Genomic DNA, 18,548 nt, shown 5'->3' on the forward strand with positions numbered 1-18,548 from the left:
GACCGCCGCGGGGTTACTGCATGCGATGCCAGCGACTGCTCATCATTGCAGAGAAGAATAGGATAAGGCTCAGGGCCGCCATTACGCCATCCTGCCAGCCGCGTGTAGGCATCATTACATCGACAATGCTGGTTGTGATGTAAAGGAGCAGGATAAAGCAGAGCCATAGGTAGCTGCGGTAACGCTGTTTGATTAAGCCCGGCAGCACTAACAGCAGTGGCACGGTCTGTATGGTCCACAACAGGATGGAGCCCCCCTCTAAAAACAGGTTTCGCACGGCAATAAGCGCTAGCAGGCCGATATAGCAAAACCAGTTAATTCGCAGCGCAATATGAAGTTTGCGCTTTACCGTATCATTCACGCGCTACCCCTTATTTGGCTGCGGCTTCTAATGTTTGGGACAGTTGGCCGACTCGGGCACCCAATGCCTTGCACAAGGTGATCTCATCATCACTGAGCACGCTACTACGCCCTTTGGCCCAGTGAGATGCACCATAGGGGGTTCCACCGGTTTGGGTACGCATCAGTGCGGCCTCGGAATATGGGATGCCGGTGATCAGCATGCCGTGGTGCAGAAGTGGCAGCATCATGGAAGTTAGGGTGGTCTCCTGGCCGCCATGGAGGCTACCTGTTGCGGTGAATACCCCCGCAGGTTTTCCGGTCAGGCTGCCCTCCAGCCAGATGTCACCAGTCTGGTCGAGGAAATAGCGCAGAGGTGAAGCCATATTGCCGAAGCGGGTAGGGCTGCCCATCAGCAGCCCGGAGCAGTTGCGTAGGTCTTCCAGGGAGCAGTAAGGGGCTCCCTCACTAGGCACTGGTGGTTGGCTGGCTTCTGTATCGGGGGAAACACTGGGCACTGTGCGGAGGCGCGCAGCCACCCCGCTGGATTCAACTCCGCGAGCCAGTTCTTTGGCCATGCGTTCGGTGGCACCGGTGCGGCTGTAGTAGAGAATCAGCACATAGGGTTCTGAATCCGAGGCCATTAAAGCAGCTCCAGCACATTTTCTGGTGGGCGGCCGATAGCGGCTTTGTCACCTTTTACAACAATTGGCCGCTGAATCAGAATTGGGTTCTGTGCCATGGCGTCGATCAGTTGGGCTTCACTCAGGTCGCGATCTTTCAGGTTGAGTTGCTTGTAGGGCTCTTCACCTGTACGTAGCAGGTCCCGTGCACTAATGCCGAGTTTGATAAGGATCTCTTTTAGGTTTTCTGCGCTGGGCGGCGTTTCCAAATAGAGAACCACTTCTGGCTCCACGCCATTTTCCTGCAACAGTTGCAGCGTTTGACGGGATTTTGAGCAGCGGGGGTTGTGGTAAATCGTCCACATTGGGTCGGCATCCTGTTAGTGTTTGGCGTATTCTAACCGAATAACGTTGCGGAGTTCTAAGTGCGGGCTGGCATTGCCTGCTTCTGCTGATAACCGCACATTGCAAGATGGAAAACGGAAACCACCATGAAGGATACGGTGATTCAATGGCGGCGCTTTGCCACTTCGCTGTGGTCGCTGTTTAGTGAAAAAGACTGCCAGAAGAGTGCTGCGGCACTCACCTATATGACCCTGTTTGGCATAGTGCCTTTGGTAACGGTCAGCTACGCGATGCTATCCCTGTTTCCAGATTTTGCCGGTTTGGAGAGCAAGTTTCAGGAACAGGTTTTTTCCCACTTTGTGCCACAAAGTGGTCGAGAGGTGCAGGAATATATCAACAGCTTCTCCGCTCAGGCCCAGCGCCTGACAGGGGTGGGCATCGCCATGTTGATTATTACCGCTGGACTGACCCTGAGAAGTATCGAAGGTACTTTCAACTCCATTTGGGATGTTTCCCGCGGGCGCAGCGGGGTCTCCAGTTTTCTGCTGTATTGGGCCATTCTTAGCCTGGGCCCTATTTTATTGGGTGCCGGCCTCGCCGCCAGTACCTATCTTCTCTCTCAAAAACTGTTTATGGGGGGGGAGGATGGTTTTGGCATGATGGCGGTGGTATTGAGGGTACTGCCTTTTATTTTCACCAGCATTATTTTTACTCTTCTGTTTATTGCCGTCCCCAACTGTTATGTGCCTCTGCGCCATGGTATTGAAGGTGGTGTAATTACCTCGATCGCCTTCGAAATAATGAAGTACTTGTTTGGGTTAATTGTTGCGCGAAGCTCGGTTCAGGCTATCTATGGGGCCTTTGCATTTGTGCCGTTATTCCTGTTATGGATTTACTTGACCTGGATGCTGGTACTGGCTGGTTGCGTACTGGTGCGCACCTTGTCGGTTTACCAGGCGGCAACCCAGGGGCGGCAGCATTCGGATTTGGTGGCAACCCTGATTGTGCTATGGCAACTTTATAAGGGCGGTCGCCATGGTAAACCTTTGCGTGAGCAAGATATTTCTTTAATGGGGATCAAGTTTGGGCAGTGGCGTCGCCTGCGCAATGTACTTCAGGGGCACCGGGTGATAACCCAGACCGAAAGGAATGATTATGTCCTGTTGCGGGACTTGAATTCCGTTTCGCTAATGGAGCTGGCTGGCTGGCTGAGTCCGCACTGGATACCCAGTAGTATCCCCCGTGATCTGGAGGGTTTCCGCTGGTACGCAGATATAGAGCACCGTTTTGCCAATGCGCGGGATTCCGCCAGGGAGCAGCTCAGTATTACGATCGGCGCCCTGTTTTGGGCGGCCCGGCAGAAAGATGAGGAGTCTTGGGCCAGGCACGGTAGCGCCCCTGCAGATACCATCGAGAATAATAATGAACGTGATAGCAATGGCCGCGAGGGAGAGAAGGATGTTTCAGGTAGTAAATCTAAAAAACGTGAAGGGAGTCCTGGGGCTGGCCTTTCTGTGCTTGGCAAGCGGAATAAGCGGCTGTGATAGTGGGGTTAATTTAAAGAGCAGCAGTGGTGCGCTTATTGAGACTGAGGGCAAAATAGTTCTGGTCAACTACTGGGCGGAATGGTGTGCACCCTGTCGAGAGGAGGTGCCTGTGCTCAACCAGCTGGCGCAGGCCAATAGCAATATAGTTGTGGTGGGAGTTAATTTTGATAATCTGCCAGATTCCGTTGTCAGCGAGCAGGCGCAAAAACTGGGAATAGAATTTCCCTTATTATCTACTGAACCAGAGGGCCGCTGGGGTCAGCCTAGGCCTGACGTTCTGCCTACAACCCTGGTTATCGGTACCGATGGCAGTTGGAAGGAAACCCTGGTGGGTCCGCAGTCTGCTGAGGACTTTAAAGCGGCACTGCAATAATATAAATCGCGGAACCTACAAATAACTGTATAAAAATATAACTAAAGCAACTATAGGGCGTTGGCGTAACGCTGATAGCATGCCGCCACTTTCCAGTTTGCCCGCTGTGGGATTTTCAGATCATGCATATCAGCTCCTTTGCTCTGCTGTTTTTCTTTGTTGCCTTGCTCTTTGCTTTACATCGCTGGCATAGAGGCCGGAAGTCTCTGGCCCCCGCAGTTTTTGCCGGCCTGCTACTCGGTGTAGTTTTTGGTGCTCTGTTGCAATTATCTCGTGGCTGGGGTGCCGCCCCCGTAGAAGTATTGCCCTGGATCCAGATGCTGGGTAAAAGTTACGTAAACCTGCTGTACATGCTGGTTATGCCGCTTGTACTTACTTCTATCCTTGTTGCGGTAGTGAAAGTTAGTCATACACAGGCGCTTGGCAGAATCAGCGTTTCCGTTTTGGGGGTATTGCTAGGCACAACAGCGATAGCAGCCTTAATCGGCGTAGCCATGGCAGAGCTCTTTGGCCTCTCCGCCGCTGGGCTGGTTGAGGGTTCCCGAGAGGCAGCACGGGTTGAAGTACTCAATGAGAGAATCGGCCGGGTGAGTGATCTCTCCATACCGGAAATTATCAGCACCTTTATTCCGCGTAATATATTTCAGGATTTGACCGGTGCCCGCTCCACCTCTGTGATTTCAGTGGTTATTTTTGCTGTGCTATTGGGTCTTGCGGCCCTGGCTGTGCGTCGAGAGTTCCCGGAAGAGGGCGCGGCAATTGAGCGCTTTGTTCACATTGCCCAAGTGTGGGTGATGAAGCTTGTGCGCCTGGTGATGGCTTTCACTCCATACGGTGTAATGGCACTGGTTGCAGGATTGATTGCAAAGTCCAGTTGGGCTGATATCGCCAATCTGTTTGGGTTTGTGGTGGCCTCTTTTTGTGCGATTGGTCTGATGTTCCTAGTTCATGGGGCACTGTTATTTATAAATGGAGTGAACCCACTGCACTATTTCGCCAAAGTATGGCCGGTGTTGATATTTGCTTTCAGCTCCCGCTCCAGTGCTGCAACAATACCGCTCAACGTGGAAACACAGGTGGAACAGTTGCGTAACTCTCCCGCGATTGCCAATTTTTCCGCATCGTTTGGGGCTACTATTGGGCAGAATGGTTGCGCCGGTATTTATCCTGCGATGCTTGCCACTATGGTGGCGGTACCCATGGGAATTGATGTGTGGGACCCGCTTTGGTTGGGTACCCTGATTGCGGTAGTGGTTATCAGTTCATTTGGGATTGCTGGCGTGGGTGGCGGTGCTACTTTTGCCGCGCTGGTGGTACTTCCAGCCATGGGGCTGCCCGTAACAATTGCCGCATTGTTGATTTCCGTGGAACCACTGATCGATATGGCGCGTACCGCACTGAACGTTAACGGTGCTATGACGGCTGGAACCCTGACACAGCGCTGGCTGGGTGATGAAGTACCCGGAGCTGAAGTGGTAGAAGGGTGAGTAAAATGCCAGTGACTACTGGCATTTGTCTTAAACAGTCTTTATTGAGGGTGAATTACCAGAAAAATCAGGGTTGACTGTCAACCATTTAGTGCAGAGGCCGTTCTAGTCAGTGTTTGGAAAATTTGTTTATTTTTGATCACGGAGCTGGAGCAACTTATGAAACAACTGATGGGACTTCCCCTTCTGGTCGCCAGCCTGGCCCTGCCAACCTCTCTATTTGCCCAAGAGGATAGTATCCGATCCCATGATCACGGCGATCATGTGGAGGAGCGCCTGGATCATAAAGGTGATCGTATTGAAAGCAAGCTGGACAACAAGGGGGATCGTATAGAGGAGCGTCTTGATAACAAGGGCGACCGAATTAATGACCGCCTCGATCAGCGTGCAGAGCGAGCAGCTTCCAATGGCAATGAAAAGTTGGCTGAGAGGCTAGACCGCAAAGGGGATCGTATTGACAACCGCCTGGATCATAAAGGTGAAAGGATCAATGAGGGCCTCGATACGAAAGGCGAGAAAATCAATAGCCGCTTAGATAATAAGGGTGAGCGAATCGATCGCCGTATGGATCAACGAGCAAAACATAAGAAACATAAAAAGAACAAAAACGACTGATGAAGCCCGGTAAAAAATCGTCTTAAAAAAATCGTGACGGGACTGGTTTCGTAAAGAGACCGTGGAAAGTATTTCTGTGCACAAGGACCTCAGCCGGCATTTATGAATCAGTTCCTCGCTCAGGTGGAAAAGCGGGCTTTTACTATGGCAAATTTTGCTGTAGGTAACCGTGATGATGCGTTAGATATTGTTCAAGACTCCATGTTGGCACTGGTCAAGAATTACAGTGGCCGTGAAAGGGCCGAGTGGCGCCCGCTTTTTTTTACCATTCTTAACAACCGCATTACTGACTGGCACCGACACAATAGGAAGTTGTCCCGCTGGCAATTAATCCGGGAAAAGCTTCCTATCAGTGGTGATGACGATGATGATGCATTTGCCACGGAATGGGTTGATATCTGGGGACCGACACCAGATAGCGCATTGATCGGCGAACGCTTATTGCTGGCTATTGATGGTGCAGTAAGCCAGCTGCCATTGCGACAACAGCAGGCATTCCTGTTGCGCTGTGTTGAAGGATTTAATGTGGCAGAAACCGCTCGCGCAATGTCTTGTAGCCAGGGCAGTGTCAAAACCCACTTATCCCGCGCTATGCATAGCCTGCGCAGCCACTTGGAGGAGTTCCAATGATACAGCCGGATAAATCTGTTCTGGAACAGGAGCGGCGGTTAGTGAAAGCTGCTCGAGTGGCGGTCACTCGCCGGGAAGAGGAAATTGATGGGGAAACCCTTTCAAGGTTGAGGCGTGCCAGGGCGGACGCCCTGAAGCAGTCAAAGACCAGGAGTATATCGGGGTATCACTGGCTATGGCTCAGTGGTGCCTGCACAGTGCTGGTGGTAGCACTGCTTTGGTCGGGCACTGATAATTCCCCGGGTAAAATAGAGCCGTTTATTGCAGGAGACTGGCTGCTGTATGAAGAAGTGGATGTAGAAATGATCGAGGATATGGAATTTTATCAGTGGCTGGCGGAGGAGCTGGATGGGCACTCCTCTTAAGGAGGGTAAGTTTCTTTTTGTTGTCCTCTTGTTGTATGGGGTGGCGGTAAAAGCTGCGGAGATGGAGCCCCTCGAGGAGGATTTTCTGTTGTTTCTCGGCGAGTGGGTGGATGAGCGGGGAGATGTACTCGTGCCTGAGGAGTCAGAATTATGGCCTGAAAGTCCGCAAAATGAGGTGCGTAGGCAGCGCCATTACGACGAGGGTGGGTATACCCGTGAGGATCAGTGGGATGAATAACTGGGGCATCTTCTACCTCGTTCAGCTGTGTGGTCTGCTGTTATGTCTCTGGGGAAATATCTCGCTGGCTCAGGAGTGGCAGACCCTCAATGAGGGTGATCGTCAGTTATTGAGGGGATATCAAGATCGCTGGCCCCAAATGAGTGAAACCCAGAGAGCTCAATTGCTGCGAGGCGCCAAACGCTGGAATACAATGAGCTTCCAGCAGCGTAGCCAGGCGCGTGAAAAGTTCGAGAGCTGGCAGGCGTTACCCGAGGATCGTCGCAACCGTCTTCGAGATTCCTACCGCCGCTTTATGGATATGCCAGAGGAGAAGCGCCAGCAAATCCGTGAGGCGCGCAAGAAATTCCGGCAGATGCCCCCGGAGCAGCGCCGCCAGTTGAGGGAGCGCTGGAATAAAGACAAAAGTGGTCAGCGCCAAGCCAGAGGCCGGGAGCTTAATGACTCAGGAGGGCAAAGTGGTCGCAGTGAACGACGTGAGCGAAATGGTCAGCAAGAGCACAGCAACCGGAGTGAGCGGCGCGAACGCAAACAGCAGCGTGAGAGAGATAATCGCCGTGAGCGTTCAGAGAGACCAGAGAGACAGATGCGGCGCGAACAGAGAGAAGGAGGGGAACGTCGCCAGAGGCGAGAGAGGTCGGGGGATTTCTGACGCTTTGTGCCTGCTATTGTGTAATTCAGCGTCTATTCAGATCGATTCGATTAATCTGCTACCCGTTGATAAATAACGGGAGACTGATTGTGCAACCTTTGAAGCAGTTTATCGCAGGCGCAGCCGTGGCCGCTTTGGTTGGCTTAAGTGCTACCGCCAAGGCGGGACCGGCTGGTTATGCAGATCCCTATGGCGCCGATAGTTACGATTTCGCTCGGGTTACGGAAGTTACACCCGTTTATACCGATGTAGAGGTTCACACTCCTCGCACCCAGTGCCGCGATGAGCAAGTGATGTACCGCGAACCTGCATCTCCGGCGGGTACCCTCGTAGGCGGTTTGATTGGTGCTGCAGTGGGCAACAGCCTCGGTGGGCACGGCCATCGCGGCCGCTATCACCACGGTGGTCACCGTGGCGGTGCCACTGTAGCTGGCGCTGTAGTTGGTGCCCTGGTGGGAAGCCAGATCAGTCGTGCCAATGCCCAGACATACTACACCACTGAATCCCGTTGTCGTGTTGTGGACGAATTCAGCTTACGTAGGGAATTAGTCGGATACGATGTGCGCTATCGGTATAATGGTCAGGTTTATCTGACTCGTACAGATTATCATCCTGGAGATAGAATCCGGGTTCGCGTCGCAGTTTCACCGGCACCTTGAGCCGGCGATAGCGCGGCCGAAGAGAGTTTAAGGTGGAAAATTTGGATATCCACAGGAGCCACACCGTGAAACTATGCCGCGCTTTAATACGGCCTTTTCTCCTTGTCTTCGCACTGTTACCCGGGCTTTGTGCCGCCTCACTGCACGGTTTACCGTCATACGAAAAAGAGGCTTTCAGGTACGAATACCGACGAGCGCAGGCTGGGGAGATTTCTCGTAAACAGGCCGCCTCCATCGTGAAGCAGCGTTATGGCGGCAAAATATTGTCAATCTCTGAGACCCGCAGGCAGGGACAGGCGGTATACCGCGTGAAGGGATTGTCGGATAAGAGTCAGGTTTATGTGGTCTATGTGGACAAGAAAAGCGGTCGCATCTCCCGTTAGCTGGCCGCACCCCCACAAAATAGATCCGCAGTGTAAAGGGATAGAAAATGCGTGCTTTATTGGTCGAAGATGAAGCTTTACTGAGACAGCAGCTGGCGGAGTCCCTGCGTGGTGCCGGGTATACGGTGGATGAAGCCCCGGATGGAGAGGAAGCCCTCTATCTGGGTCGTGAATTCCCCTACGATATCGCGGTGATGGACCTGGGATTGCCCAAAATGGATGGTATTCAGGTGATCCGTACCCTGCGCGGTGAGGAGAAACACTTTCCCATCCTGATTCTAACGGCTCGCGGCCATTGGCAGGAGCGTGTGGCCGGGCTTGAAGCCGGTGGTGATGACTACCTGGTAAAACCTTTTCATACCGAGGAACTATTGGCGCGTCTCAATGCGTTGGTGCGACGTTCCGCAGGTTTCTCCTCCCCCAGCATCAAAGCTGGCCCCATAATGCTGGATACCAGTTCACAAAGGGTCACTGTGAATGAAACGGAGCTGGAGTTGACTTCTTTCGAATACAAGGTGCTTGAGTACTTGATGTTGCACCCGGATGAAGTGGTTTCCAAAACTACCCTCACTGAACATATTTATGAACAGGATTGTGATCGAGACAGCAATGTCATTGAGGTCTTTATAGGACGCCTGCGCAAGAAATTTGATACAGCAGCGCAACTCAAGCCCATCGAAACCCTGCGTGGGCGTGGCTACCGCTTTGTTGCGCCCCAGTAACTGCCATTCTGAATGCGTTTTTTCTCATTTTGGTTGAATTCCCTCAAAGGCCGGCTTGCCCTGGTTACCAGCTTGGTGCTTGTCGGTTTTGTCTTGCTTATTTCTGGTGTGCTCGAACACGCTTATCGCACCTCTCTTGACGAGGCCAAGCAGCGGGAATTACAGCTGTATATCTACACTCTATTAGCACTGGCTGAACCTGAAGGGGAAGGTTTGGTGCTGCCGCCGGAATTACCTGAGCAGCGTTTTAATCAGCCGGACTCCGGCCTGGTTGGCGCAGTCCTGGATGGCGAGGGAGAGATTATCTGGCGCTCTGAGTCGGCATTGGCTATGCCGGATCTGCAATTCAATTCACTGCCCCAAGGGCAGCAGTCCTATATGCAGATTTCCCTGCCCGGGGATGATACAAACTACAGCAGTTTTCGCCAGGGTGTGGCCTGGGGACTTGAGAATGAAAATCCCTTTACCTTCGTTGTTTTGGAAGATGCAGGGCCTCTCAGAGCGCAGGTGGGGCAGTTTCGTTCCACTATGTGGCACTGGCTTGGTGTGGGTGCGCTTTTGTTGATCTTGGCACAGTGGTTGGTTTTGCGCTGGGGTTTTGCACCACTAAATGCACTGGCAGATGCACTGCGGGATATGCAGCAAGGTGGCAGTGACCGACTCGAAGGTAATTTCCCACGAGAACTGCGTCCTCTCACCGATAACCTCAATCTGTTGATTGAAAATGAGCGGCGCCAGCGGGAAAAGACTCGCCATACACTGGCCGATCTGGCTCACAGTCTAAAAACGCCCTTGGCTGTACTCAAGGGGTTAAGCCTGGAAAGTGACAGTAAGGCTGCAGGAAAGACTCTGGTGGATCAGGTTCAGCGCATGGACAGCATTATTAGTTACCAGCTACAGCGGGCAGTAGCCAGCTCCCCCAAATCTATCCTGCGTGGTATCCCAGTTGCGCCCCTGCTGGAAAAAATCCTGGATGCCCTGGAAAAAGTTTATCGAAGTAAACCCAGCCAGGTGCACAGCCAGTGCAGTGAGCGAGCCTTATTTTACGGGGACGAAGGGGACCTGATGGAGTTGCTAGGTAATCTATTGGATAACGCCTATAAATATGGTGAGGGTGAAGTAAAAGTTAATATTAAGAATGCCGATGATGGACGCAAGTTGACAATTCGTGTGGCAGATAACGGCCCTGGCCTTGATAGTAAAAAATGGCAGGAAGTCACCCAGCGTGGGGTGAGAGCCGATCAACAGCAGCCGGGGCAGGGTATTGGGCTTGCTGTGGTTATGGATATTGTCGAGAGTTATCAAGGGCGCATTAATGCAACGCCCTTATCCGGTGGAGGTACGGAAATTACAGTGGTGCTGTAAATTCCGTATTGAGTCCAGGGACTGTTTATTGTTTAGAACCAGCTTTCCTGCATATCAAATGGAATACTGTTACCGCTTTTAAGTAGAGCCATAGATTGCTTAATATTTGGTAGTTCCCACTCAAAGTAAAATTGAGCAGTGTGTATCTTGCCGCGATAGAAGTTTTCATCCTCCAGACTGGGGTTATTTTCCAGTGTTTTCTCTGCAATAATGGCTTGGCGCAACCAAATCCAGGCGACCAGTACACAGCCAAACACATCAAGATATAAAGTTGCGTTACTGAGGCCGCGGTCTACGTTTTCCTGCAGTTGCCCGAATAGAGCCATTCCGGTTTCATCGAGTTTTTCCAGTGACTCCTCCAGGGCGTTTGCCATGGACCCCAGGTTATCTTTATCTCGCGCTTGCATTACTGTGTTGCGGATTTCTGCCTGCATTAGCTGATAGGCGGCAAGGTTTTTGGCGGGCACTTTTCGTGCAAGCAGGTCCAGTGCGTGGATTCCCTCAGTACCCTCGTGAATAGCATTCAGGCGGTTGTCCCGATATAGCTGCTCCAGGGGGAATTCGCGGATGTAACCGGCACCACCGAGAACCTGGATCGCCAGTTCGTTGGCTTTCAAGCAATATTTTGAGGGCCAGGATTTTACCACTGGGGTAATCAAGTCCAGCAGGGTGGCCGCTGCCTGGCGTTTTTCCTCCGTAGGTGCTGTATGCTGATCCTCATACAGGGAAGTTGCATAAATACTCAATCCCAGACCACCTTCGGAATAGGCTTTCTGTAATAAGAGCATACGACGCACATCGGCGTGCTGGATAATGGGAATCTGCTTGGAACTGGGGTTGCGATCGGAGGGAAGCCGGCCCTGTGGGCGCTCTCTGGCGTATTGGAGAGAATAGGCATAGCCTTGATAGCCCAAAACCGAAGCTCCGGCACCAACACTGATGCGGGCTTCGTTCATCATTTGGAACATATATTTTAGGCCTTGGTGCGGTTGACCAATCAGGTAGCCCACTGCCCCCTCATTTTCTCCAAAGCTCAGTACAGTAGAGGTGGTATTGCGGTAGCCCATCTTGTGCAGCAGCCCAGCCAGTTTTACATCGTTGCGCTCGCCGGCCTGACCATTTTGATTGAGGAGGAATTTGGGCACTAGGAAGAGGGAGATTCCCTTCACTCCCGCCGGAGCACCTTTGATCTTCGCCAATACCAAGTGCACGATATTTTCGGTTAGGGACTGGTCGCCCCCTGAAATAAACATTTTCTGTCCGTGAATACGGTAACTACCATCTTCCGATAGTTCTGCACTGGTGCGGATATCAGCCAGGGCGGAGCCCTGATCCGGTTCTGTCAGCGCCATGGTGCCGGCAAAGCGGCCATCCATCATCTGCGGAAGAAATTGAGCTTTGAGTTCATTGCTGGCAAAAGAACGTATCAGGTTGGCAGCACCGATTGTCAGGAATGGGTAACTGGCACTGGCAATATTGGCTGCGCTGATAAAGGCGAGGGAGGTGCGCATTATGATTTCGGGAAGCTGCAAACCGCCCTCTTCGAAGTCGCAATGTGCGGCGAGAAACCCAGCCTCTGCAAAAGCATCCCAGGACTGCTTGGTTTCCTCGATCAGGTGTACCTGTTCTCCATCAAAGCTCGGCTCATTGGCATCCCCCTTAGCGTTGTGATTGGCGAAATATTTTTCTGCAATAGTACGAGCGGTTTTGAGGGTAGCGTCGAAAATCTCGCGGGAGTGCTCCCTATAGCGCGGTCTTTGCAGCAGCGCTTCAGTGTTGAGGAATTCATAGAGGAAAAAATCTGTATCACGCTCTTTGAGCAGTGGATGAGCCATACCTGCCTCGTCAATTATTTTTATAAATCATCGTTGCTTAGGTACGGCGATAGATTAGTCAAGCTACCCTACCGCCATATCAGCATATAAGTAAACGCGTAGTATTGGCACTGGACAATGACTTATTGTGTGATTGCACTTGGCGATATAGTGAGAGGATATGGTCGTGCTATTTAGAGGTGTTTTGGTAAGTGTAGTCTCGGCTTTCAGTGGGTCTCGGTACCACTTTACGCCACAGGGCATCGGCCATTTCAGCCGGTGGTTGTTTGCAACCAGCAGCAATCCATCTGGCAATTGCCTCCGCCACATTAGGCCACTGGATACGTAGTGGTGGCGGTAGGTTGTTAAGCCAGTTAATGATACTTTGAGCGTTAATACACTGAACAATTTTTGCCAGCCCTAACTGATTAAGTGCCTTGGCATTGGCCAGCTGTTCGAATTGGGAGGCCAGTGGACGGCTGAGAATTGGCTTGCCCAGAGCCAGCGTCTCGGCCAGCAGCTCGAAGCCGCTATTGCAGATAACTCCCCTGGAATTTGCCAGGTCCCGCTGGAATCCAGTGGTGGAAGGCGCTTTGAGACAGATATTCTCAGCAGCAGGCAGGTTCTCAGGTATACCGTATACGATAAACTGGTCATCTACTTTTGAAAGTTCCTCCAGCATCGGGACGGGATGCTCAAAAGGTAGATATACCAGGATATGGCTTCCCGCATCCTGATCGGGTCCTTTTTGCGGTGGAACAATTGGTGGAAGTATGGGGTGTCCAAAATGATGCCAATGTAAACCCAGGCTTTTTTGTGTCGGTGCGAAGATCCGCAATATGTTATGGACGAGCCAATTAAATCTGGGGGCAGGGATCGGGTAGAGAAATGCATACTGGTGGCCGATCCCCACGCTAGCTTTCTTTCGAATTTTAGCTGCCCAGGCAGTTACAGGCTCATAATCACTAATAATTAAATCGAACTCATCGATTGATAATTCTGAAACTTCTTTTTTAAATTGGAAGAAACCGAGCTTTTGGATTGTCTCAAAGGTTTTTAATTTCCCTTCTCGATGTATAAATGTTAAACCTCTCCGCCACCAATAATCTCCAAAAATTTCCATGCCAAATAAATTTTCTTTTGGTCTACCGGAAAATAGCCATTGGATTTCCAGCTCGGGGTATTTTTGCAGCGCCTTTGCCAATGTGCGTGAGCGGGCAATATGGCCATTACCTGTAGCTTGCACACCATAAAGTATCTTCATGAGAAAGTTACGCTCGTGGTTATTGCAACACAGGTACCGAGCAGGGCTCCAGCACAAATATCTGAGGGAAAATGCACGCCCAGGCCGACCCGCGCTACGCCGACGCCCATGGCCCAGATATAACCAAAGCCCCACAGAGGACTGAACTCAAGCGTTAAAAAAGTAATAAGCATGAAAGCAGCGGAAGTATGACCTGAGGGCAGGCTGAATTTATCGTGTGCGATGATGATGGGACGCATGCCGGGTATGGCTTGTGGGGGGCGCCTGCGCCGGGCTGTATTCTTGATGGCCCAATACAGAGATCTTTCGACTGCAACGCCGGTTAGGGCTGCAATAAAAAGCTGTGTGGCTGCATTATAAATAATGTGGCTGATGAGTACGGTTACGGATAGCCAGCCATCACCGGATTTTGACATCCACAGGTAACGCCTGCGCGAACTGGGTTGTGATGCCCTTTCCATCATATACAGGACCAGGGACACATCGACACTCTTCAGATTCATGGATAAGTCTCGCATGCAGCCAACATAGGAATTGATTATTGCACGGAGTTGACCGAATTATGTCGCAATAGTGAAATCTCAAAAATTGGAGAATCTGATGACTTGGCGACGTGCTCTTTAAATCTGGTGGGACTTTCCCTTGTGCTAAAAAACTAGAATAAATGAACGCTTAAAAGCGTAAAAAGACAGGTTTTCCCTGCAGGTAAAAGAATTACCCGCCTGAAGAGAGGTTTTTGGTTAAGAAATTTTGATTTCTATATTACTGGAACCAGGTAGGTTTTCCACTAGCTCTGGCCCACATAGCATTGATGGCGTGAAATAGCCGCCTCTTCCCGAGTAAGTGAGGAGAAACTCCATAACTGCCAGTGAACCGGATACTGTAACATCGTATCCATTGGCGGTGATGACACGCCCCACTTTTCGCTCTCCACGGCGGTCGTTGCGCACCTCACCCCAGACCCAGGTCTTCTGTTCCTTGCGGCGTTCCTCATTGGGTCCGCGCACTGATTTATCGACCTTGGATTTCAGCCAATTCTGCACCCATTGGGTGCCCAACAGCCAGCGGATACTATTCAGGCGCTTCAATTTCTTCGCCCTTTTGGGGCTCATGGGAATATATGCCTCTATATTTGGAATACCGGTAGAGTAAAAGGCGGTTGCGACATCTCCCCATGGAATGGAAACTGCAAACTTACTGCCGCGGCCAAAGTCTATCTCTCGTGTCAGCTGGCCATGGCCGACTGTCTCAATCTTCCCCTTGCGGCGTATGGCACCACCAACGCCTAGACTCTCGATTGAGGTTTTCGCAGTGCCGGGGCTCAAACCTGAATCAGAGTCGAACCCCAATGCCAGGTGCGTGGCAGAGGGCATCTTTTTGTGTAGTGCCGCCGCCAGGCAGTCGGTGGGGACTACATCAAATCCTGTGCCCGGGCAAAGCACTACTCCGGCGGCCTCAGCCTCAGCTCCTAGGCTATGGGCTGCCTCATATACCGCGATTTCGCCGGTAATATCCTGGTAGTGGGTTTTTGAGCGAATACATGCCCGCATCATCGGCTCTGCGGTTGATGAAAATGGACCGGCACAGTGAATTACCAGATATACATCCTGCAGGCTGCGCTCCAGGGTTTCAGTGGCTTCAAGGCTAACTGCTATTGCAGGCAGGTTGAGCTGGTCTGCGACGGACTGGAGCTTCTGGGGGTTGCGTCCGGCCAGGATAGGGTGATAACCCTGTGCTACGGCTGCTCTAGCGATTAGTTCGCCTGTATAACCATTAGCGCCATAGATCATGATGTTTTTATTGTCCACAGAGTATCCTTATTATGTGGCGTAGCTGGTTATTACCCAATTAACTGGCACCCCAGCGAAATAGTTTGTTATTTTGGGTTTTGGGCTTAGGCCCGGGTGACTTGAGGGTATATTGAGCGAGCTCCCTGGTGCAATTCGCGAAATTGTTCCGCCCTTCAAATAGCGGTTGCAGATTATGCGCCCGCCCGTTGACTCTCAACCAATTCGAAAGGCTTCTCCAGTGCGAATCGAGGTATGATTTTACCGTCTTTTTCCAGGGTTTCTGTGAAGATTGACAGTGGTTTTGCCCACACACCGTAGTCTCCATATAGAGCGCGGTAAGTAACCAGTTTCTCCTCAGTTTTACTGTGAGTGGCGACATATAGGGCCCCGTAAAGGTTTCCTTTGTGGTGGCGATAGAGGCCGCGCTTCATTTTGGAATTACCTGTTAACTCATATGGTGGGGAGACAGTTGCAGTTGCTCAATTCGGCTGCCATGCAGAATGGCGATGCCAGAGTAACGGTGCTCCCCAGTGGAAGTGAATTCAAATTCATAGCTGCGCTGCAGGCTGATATGGCCATGTTTGTTGCGCTTGAGGCGGGTTTTTACCAGCATAACGGTATCGTCGAGTAACTGGACACCCAGCTGCTTGCAGTGGTTGGATGCTGCGCGTTTGACTTGCTCCTTGGCTGCCATATTCGCCCAGATATACCAGACAATGGTTGCCAGAAGCAGGAACCAGAAGATATCAGTTAGTGAGTAATACATTGCTCTACAGTTGCTATGATCGCTTTGCGCAAGAATAACATCGAAGGAGTCGAAATGTCTGGAACCATACTGATTACTGGAACTAACCGCGGTATTGGCCTGGAGATTTGTGCCCAGTTTGCCAGTGATGGCTGGAAGGTTTACGCCTGTTGTAGGGATCTCGATCGGGCCAGCGAACTCAAGACCCTGCAAGGGCAGTATTCAAACCTCTATCCCATTCAGCTAGATGTGACAGATTATTCACAGATGATATCCCTGGCAAAAGCGATCGAGGGAGAGCCTATAGATATCCTGTTCAATAATGCCGGTTATTACGGTCCCAAAGGGGTGGCTTTTGGGCAGGTGGATCTCACTGAGTGGCGCCGGGTGCTGGAGTCCAACACTATCGCCCCCTATATGATGGCGGAGACTTTCTGCGACAATGTGGCGGCCAGTGAACACAAGCTGATAGCGATGATGAGCAGTAAGGTGGGCAGTATCGCCGACAATCGATCTGGCGGAGGGTATATCTATCGAACCTCCAAAACGGCCCTTAACCAGATCGTGAAAAGCTTGTCGATTGACTTGAAGGAGCGAGGTATCACGGTAGTAGCTCTGCACCCAGGATGGGTAAAAACTGCGATGGGTGGTCCAGGAGCCCTTATATCTGCTGAGGATAGTGTCAGCGGCCTAAAAAAGATCCTTTTACAGGCAAATCAGGCCGATAGTGGTCACTTCTACAATTACGATGGTAGCCAGATTCCCTGGTGATAGTTGGGTATGGGTTACTGGCCTTTCTCTCGACCCCTCCCCCGTAGATGTCCTGATGTCTACTCGCACTGAGATTTATCCCGAGCACGCTTAGAGGTGACTTAATGGCGCTTGATTTCCCTGTTTGCAAAATTAGGCAAGGATAGGGAAGGAGTTAGCTACCACCTTGTTCATTAAAACGGTAAAAATATCCACGAATATGGAGGGTGGGCGTTTCCCTCGATTTATGCGAATAGGAACGACGGCGGCATTTTAGGCAAGGACTGCGCGGTCAAATATGAGAGTGGCGGAGTGGAACTGATGAATGGGGCTGTAGATAGCATCGGCGGTGGATATACCCTTTCCCAAAAACGGCAGTTAAAAGGTATACGCCTGCTACTGGGGTTATCGTTAGCTGCTGGAGCGGCGCTTTTAGGGGGGATGCCTATTTGGGTGGCTATGTTAGGTGTCATTGCGTATCACTCACGCGGTAAGAATCTACAGGCCGGGGCTTACAACTTGGCTTGTGCGGTTACCGGACTGGGCCTGGGATTTGCTGCCCAGGTGGTAGTGGCTAAATGGCAGTTACAACCTCACTTTGCAGCCCTTCCCATAGCTTTGCTATTTGCGGCAATCGGTGCTTGGGCAATGGGTCGGGTAACGGGCGTGAGTAATATTTCCAGCTACGCGATCGGCATTTTGATTGGATTTACAGCTCAGGTGAAAATATCACTGGATAGTTACTTTATTTTGATTGCAGCGATATCGATCGGTGCCGTTATGTCGGGGGTGGTCGATAGGCTTTGGCCCGGACGCCACAGCTTGTAATGGGAAGTGGATGTGAGTACCACAGAACAAAGGTTTTATTAGCAGCTTTTTTATTTGGATCGAATGGGAGTTGGGCGAACAGGTAAGAAGCAATCATTGGTGTAATCCCGTTTTTTTAATAGTGAAGTGGGAGTATATTGCTTAGAGGTAGTTGCAATGTTCAAACGAGTTATGTTTACAGTGGCGATGGTTTTCGTTACAGCTCTGGCCTTTACTGACCCTGCAGCCTCCGGCTCTGAAGCTGACTTAAAATATCTACAATATTGATAGAATTCAGTCATTGGCATTAATCTATATGTTGCCTTAATTTGATGCACAGGGGGTGCTTAAATGGAAGAAAAATTCTGGTTGGATAAATGGCAGAAAAATGAAATAGGTTTCCACGAAAAGTCTGGTAACCCCATGCTGGCTCAATATTTTACTGCGCTATCACTGAAAAAAGGCAGTCGTATATTCCTGCCTTTATGTGGAAAAACTGGGGATATAGCTTGGCTGAGAACTCAGGGATGTGCCATCGCCGGTGCAGAACTTAGTGAAGTGGCTGTGCAGCAACTTTTCGAAGAGCTTGAACTGACTCCAAAGATAGAAAAAGAAAATAACCTCAAGTGCTACAGTGCCGAAAAAATTAAGATTTTTGTAGGTGATATATTTTCCCTGACAGGAGATGCCCTTGGCTCTGTGGAAGCGATATATGATCGAGCCGCTTTGGTAGCATTGCCCGAAGAGATGCGTAAGCGCTATACCCAGCACCTGATGACAATAACAGGGGTTGCCTCACAGCTATTAATATCCTTCGAGTATGAGCAGTCGCAGTTAGCTGGCCCTCCTTTTGCGATCGGCTCCCGGCAGATCTTTGGCTATTATGATGCAAATTATCACCTGGAGATGCTTGGCCATCGGCAGGTTCCCGGTGGCCTGAAAGGTTTGGTGCCCGCTGAAGAGGTTGCCTGGCTACTGACTCGACGCTAATGCCTGTTACAGGTGTAACTTATTGCTACTTAAGCTTTCTGCCGG

Annotated in this window: 24 protein-coding genes; 15 read left to right on the forward strand and 9 right to left on the reverse strand. The window is 51.0% G+C overall.

The genetic code is table 11. The annotated features are described in order from the left end of the window. Positions 1-13: 13 nt before the first annotated feature. From ABWV76_RS00955 to arsC, 3 genes are read right to left on the reverse strand one after another with little or no spacing between them, the layout of a single operon-like run. Positions 14-361, reverse strand: a complete 348-nt coding sequence (locus tag ABWV76_RS00955; RefSeq protein ID WP_020411779.1) for a DUF2069 domain-containing protein — start codon at positions 359-361, stop codon at positions 14-16. Positions 362-371: 10 nt separating this feature from the next. After that, positions 372-983: an NAD(P)H:quinone oxidoreductase gene (gene wrbA, locus ABWV76_RS00960; RefSeq protein ID WP_020411780.1), complete on the reverse strand. Its 612-nt coding sequence runs from the start codon at positions 981-983 to the stop codon at positions 372-374. Next, complete coding sequence (gene arsC / locus ABWV76_RS00965; protein WP_020411781.1) at positions 983-1,327, reverse strand: arsenate reductase (glutaredoxin); 345 nt, start codon at positions 1,325-1,327, stop codon at positions 983-985. Before arsC ends, wrbA begins: the two co-directional genes overlap by 1 nt. Before the next feature lie 126 nt (positions 1,328-1,453). On the opposite strand from arsC, the gene ABWV76_RS00970 reads away from it, so the two are divergent. The 12 genes from ABWV76_RS00970 (at position 1,454) to ABWV76_RS01025 (ending at position 10,343) form a co-directional block, all read left to right on the forward strand. Next, positions 1,454-2,851, forward strand: a complete 1,398-nt coding sequence (locus ABWV76_RS00970) for a YihY family inner membrane protein (RefSeq protein ID WP_020411782.1) — start codon at positions 1,454-1,456, stop codon at positions 2,849-2,851. After that, a complete protein-coding gene (locus ABWV76_RS00975) occupies positions 2,826-3,227 on the forward strand; it encodes a TlpA family protein disulfide reductase (protein WP_020411783.1) in 402 nt (133 codons plus the stop codon). Before ABWV76_RS00970 ends, ABWV76_RS00975 begins: the two co-directional genes overlap by 26 nt. 122 nt (positions 3,228-3,349) lie before the next feature. After that, positions 3,350-4,714, forward strand: a complete 1,365-nt coding sequence (locus tag ABWV76_RS00980; RefSeq protein ID WP_020411784.1) for an L-cystine transporter — start codon at positions 3,350-3,352, stop codon at positions 4,712-4,714. Positions 4,715-4,873: 159 nt separating this feature from the next. Continuing rightward, positions 4,874-5,329 carry a hypothetical protein gene (locus ABWV76_RS00985; RefSeq protein ID WP_353374985.1) on the forward strand — a complete coding sequence of 152 codons (456 nt, stop codon included), beginning with the start codon at positions 4,874-4,876 and terminating at the stop codon, positions 5,327-5,329. A gap of 102 nt (positions 5,330-5,431) precedes the next feature. Further along, positions 5,432-5,959, forward strand: a complete 528-nt coding sequence (locus tag ABWV76_RS00990; protein WP_020411786.1) for an RNA polymerase sigma factor — start codon at positions 5,432-5,434, stop codon at positions 5,957-5,959. Next, on the forward strand, positions 5,956-6,324 hold the full coding sequence (locus tag ABWV76_RS00995) for a hypothetical protein (RefSeq protein WP_353374986.1): 369 nt from the start codon (positions 5,956-5,958) through the stop codon (positions 6,322-6,324). The genes ABWV76_RS00990 and ABWV76_RS00995 overlap by 4 nt, the downstream gene beginning before the upstream one ends. Next, positions 6,308-6,562: a hypothetical protein gene (locus ABWV76_RS01000; protein ID WP_282951208.1), complete on the forward strand. Its 255-nt coding sequence runs from the start codon at positions 6,308-6,310 to the stop codon at positions 6,560-6,562. The genes ABWV76_RS00995 and ABWV76_RS01000 overlap by 17 nt, the downstream gene beginning before the upstream one ends. Beyond that, entirely contained in the window at positions 6,555-7,214 is a 660-nt protein-coding gene (locus ABWV76_RS01005) for a DUF3106 domain-containing protein (RefSeq protein WP_353374987.1), read from the forward strand. The genes ABWV76_RS01000 and ABWV76_RS01005 overlap by 8 nt, the downstream gene beginning before the upstream one ends. An 89-nt stretch (positions 7,215-7,303) precedes the next feature. Further along, on the forward strand, positions 7,304-7,873 hold the full coding sequence (locus tag ABWV76_RS01010; protein ID WP_020411790.1) for a glycine zipper 2TM domain-containing protein: 570 nt from the start codon (positions 7,304-7,306) through the stop codon (positions 7,871-7,873). A gap of 65 nt (positions 7,874-7,938) precedes the next feature. After that, complete coding sequence (locus ABWV76_RS01015) at positions 7,939-8,256, forward strand: PepSY domain-containing protein (protein WP_353374988.1); 318 nt, start codon at positions 7,939-7,941, stop codon at positions 8,254-8,256. A 47-nt stretch (positions 8,257-8,303) separates the two neighbouring features. Next, positions 8,304-8,978: a response regulator transcription factor gene (locus ABWV76_RS01020; RefSeq protein ID WP_020411792.1), complete on the forward strand. Its 675-nt coding sequence runs from the start codon at positions 8,304-8,306 to the stop codon at positions 8,976-8,978. Positions 8,979-8,990: 12 nt separating this feature from the next. Continuing rightward, a complete protein-coding gene (locus tag ABWV76_RS01025) occupies positions 8,991-10,343 on the forward strand; it encodes an ATP-binding protein (protein WP_020411793.1) in 1,353 nt (450 codons plus the stop codon). 32 nt (positions 10,344-10,375) lie between these two features. On the opposite strand, the gene ABWV76_RS01030 is transcribed toward ABWV76_RS01025, so the two are convergent. The 6 genes from ABWV76_RS01030 to ABWV76_RS01055 form a co-directional block, all read right to left on the reverse strand. After that, positions 10,376-12,178 (reverse strand): acyl-CoA dehydrogenase, encoded by a 1,803-nt coding sequence (locus ABWV76_RS01030; RefSeq protein WP_353374989.1) that lies wholly within the window; start codon positions 12,176-12,178, stop codon positions 10,376-10,378. A 169-nt stretch (positions 12,179-12,347) separates the two neighbouring features. After that, entirely contained in the window at positions 12,348-13,421 is a 1,074-nt protein-coding gene (locus tag ABWV76_RS01035) for an MJ1255/VC2487 family glycosyltransferase (protein ID WP_353374990.1), read from the reverse strand. Further along, positions 13,418-13,924 (reverse strand): phosphatase PAP2 family protein, encoded by a 507-nt coding sequence (locus ABWV76_RS01040; RefSeq protein ID WP_282951203.1) that lies wholly within the window; start codon positions 13,922-13,924, stop codon positions 13,418-13,420. The genes ABWV76_RS01035 and ABWV76_RS01040 overlap by 4 nt, the downstream gene beginning before the upstream one ends. A gap of 237 nt (positions 13,925-14,161) precedes the next feature. After that, entirely contained in the window at positions 14,162-15,229 is a 1,068-nt protein-coding gene (locus tag ABWV76_RS01045) for a saccharopine dehydrogenase family protein (RefSeq protein WP_282951202.1), read from the reverse strand. A gap of 173 nt (positions 15,230-15,402) precedes the next feature. Continuing rightward, complete coding sequence (locus ABWV76_RS01050) at positions 15,403-15,642, reverse strand: DUF1653 domain-containing protein (RefSeq protein ID WP_282951201.1); 240 nt, start codon at positions 15,640-15,642, stop codon at positions 15,403-15,405. A 14-nt stretch (positions 15,643-15,656) separates the two neighbouring features. After that, on the reverse strand, positions 15,657-15,977 hold the full coding sequence (locus ABWV76_RS01055) for a DUF3301 domain-containing protein (RefSeq protein WP_020411799.1): 321 nt from the start codon (positions 15,975-15,977) through the stop codon (positions 15,657-15,659). Between the two features lie 54 nt (positions 15,978-16,031). Between ABWV76_RS01055 and ABWV76_RS01060 the strand changes: the two genes are divergently transcribed. From ABWV76_RS01060 to tmpT, 3 genes are all read left to right on the forward strand, one after another. Next, complete coding sequence (locus ABWV76_RS01060; RefSeq protein ID WP_282951200.1) at positions 16,032-16,727, forward strand: SDR family oxidoreductase; 696 nt, start codon at positions 16,032-16,034, stop codon at positions 16,725-16,727. A 300-nt stretch (positions 16,728-17,027) separates the two neighbouring features. Then, on the forward strand, positions 17,028-17,534 hold the full coding sequence (locus ABWV76_RS01065) for a DUF1097 family protein (RefSeq protein WP_353375461.1): 507 nt from the start codon (positions 17,028-17,030) through the stop codon (positions 17,532-17,534). A gap of 330 nt (positions 17,535-17,864) precedes the next feature. Beyond that, positions 17,865-18,503, forward strand: coding sequence for a thiopurine S-methyltransferase (tmpT, locus tag ABWV76_RS01070; protein ID WP_282951199.1), 639 nt, complete (start codon positions 17,865-17,867; stop codon positions 18,501-18,503). Positions 18,504-18,548 lie beyond the last annotated feature (45 nt).

It is taken from the genome of Microbulbifer sp. NBRC 101763, from assembly GCF_040371615.1.
GTDB lineage: Bacteria > Pseudomonadota > Gammaproteobacteria > Pseudomonadales > Cellvibrionaceae > Microbulbifer > Microbulbifer variabilis.

Excerpts from the sequence above, each read along its gene's own strand:
- wrbA (WP_020411780.1), bottom strand. The coding sequence starts at position 983 with ATGGCCTCGGATTCAGAACCCTATGTGCTGATTCTCTACTACAGCCGC.
- arsC (WP_020411781.1), bottom strand. The coding sequence starts at position 1,327 with ATGTGGACGATTTACCACAACCCCCGCTGCTCAAAATCCCGTCAAACG.
- ABWV76_RS00970 (WP_020411782.1), top strand. The coding sequence starts at position 1,454 with ATGAAGGATACGGTGATTCAATGGCGGCGCTTTGCCACTTCGCTGTGG.
- ABWV76_RS00980 (WP_020411784.1), top strand. The coding sequence starts at position 3,350 with ATGCATATCAGCTCCTTTGCTCTGCTGTTTTTCTTTGTTGCCTTGCTC.
- ABWV76_RS00985 (WP_353374985.1), top strand. The coding sequence starts at position 4,874 with ATGAAACAACTGATGGGACTTCCCCTTCTGGTCGCCAGCCTGGCCCTG.
- ABWV76_RS00990 (WP_020411786.1), top strand. The coding sequence starts at position 5,432 with ATGAATCAGTTCCTCGCTCAGGTGGAAAAGCGGGCTTTTACTATGGCA.
- ABWV76_RS00995 (WP_353374986.1), top strand. The coding sequence starts at position 5,956 with ATGATACAGCCGGATAAATCTGTTCTGGAACAGGAGCGGCGGTTAGTG.
- ABWV76_RS01000 (WP_282951208.1), top strand. The coding sequence starts at position 6,308 with ATGGGCACTCCTCTTAAGGAGGGTAAGTTTCTTTTTGTTGTCCTCTTG.
- ABWV76_RS01005 (WP_353374987.1), top strand. The coding sequence starts at position 6,555 with ATGAATAACTGGGGCATCTTCTACCTCGTTCAGCTGTGTGGTCTGCTG.
- ABWV76_RS01020 (WP_020411792.1), top strand. The coding sequence starts at position 8,304 with ATGCGTGCTTTATTGGTCGAAGATGAAGCTTTACTGAGACAGCAGCTG.
- ABWV76_RS01025 (WP_020411793.1), top strand. The coding sequence starts at position 8,991 with ATGCGTTTTTTCTCATTTTGGTTGAATTCCCTCAAAGGCCGGCTTGCC.
- ABWV76_RS01030 (WP_353374989.1), bottom strand. The coding sequence starts at position 12,178 with ATGGCTCATCCACTGCTCAAAGAGCGTGATACAGATTTTTTCCTCTAT.
- ABWV76_RS01035 (WP_353374990.1), bottom strand. The coding sequence starts at position 13,421 with ATGAAGATACTTTATGGTGTGCAAGCTACAGGTAATGGCCATATTGCC.
- ABWV76_RS01040 (WP_282951203.1), bottom strand. The coding sequence starts at position 13,924 with ATGAATCTGAAGAGTGTCGATGTGTCCCTGGTCCTGTATATGATGGAA.
- ABWV76_RS01050 (WP_282951201.1), bottom strand. The coding sequence starts at position 15,642 with ATGAAGCGCGGCCTCTATCGCCACCACAAAGGAAACCTTTACGGGGCC.
- ABWV76_RS01055 (WP_020411799.1), bottom strand. The coding sequence starts at position 15,977 with ATGTATTACTCACTAACTGATATCTTCTGGTTCCTGCTTCTGGCAACC.
- ABWV76_RS01060 (WP_282951200.1), top strand. The coding sequence starts at position 16,032 with ATGTCTGGAACCATACTGATTACTGGAACTAACCGCGGTATTGGCCTG.
- ABWV76_RS01065 (WP_353375461.1), top strand. The coding sequence starts at position 17,028 with ATGAATGGGGCTGTAGATAGCATCGGCGGTGGATATACCCTTTCCCAA.
- tmpT (WP_282951199.1), top strand. The coding sequence starts at position 17,865 with ATGGAAGAAAAATTCTGGTTGGATAAATGGCAGAAAAATGAAATAGGT.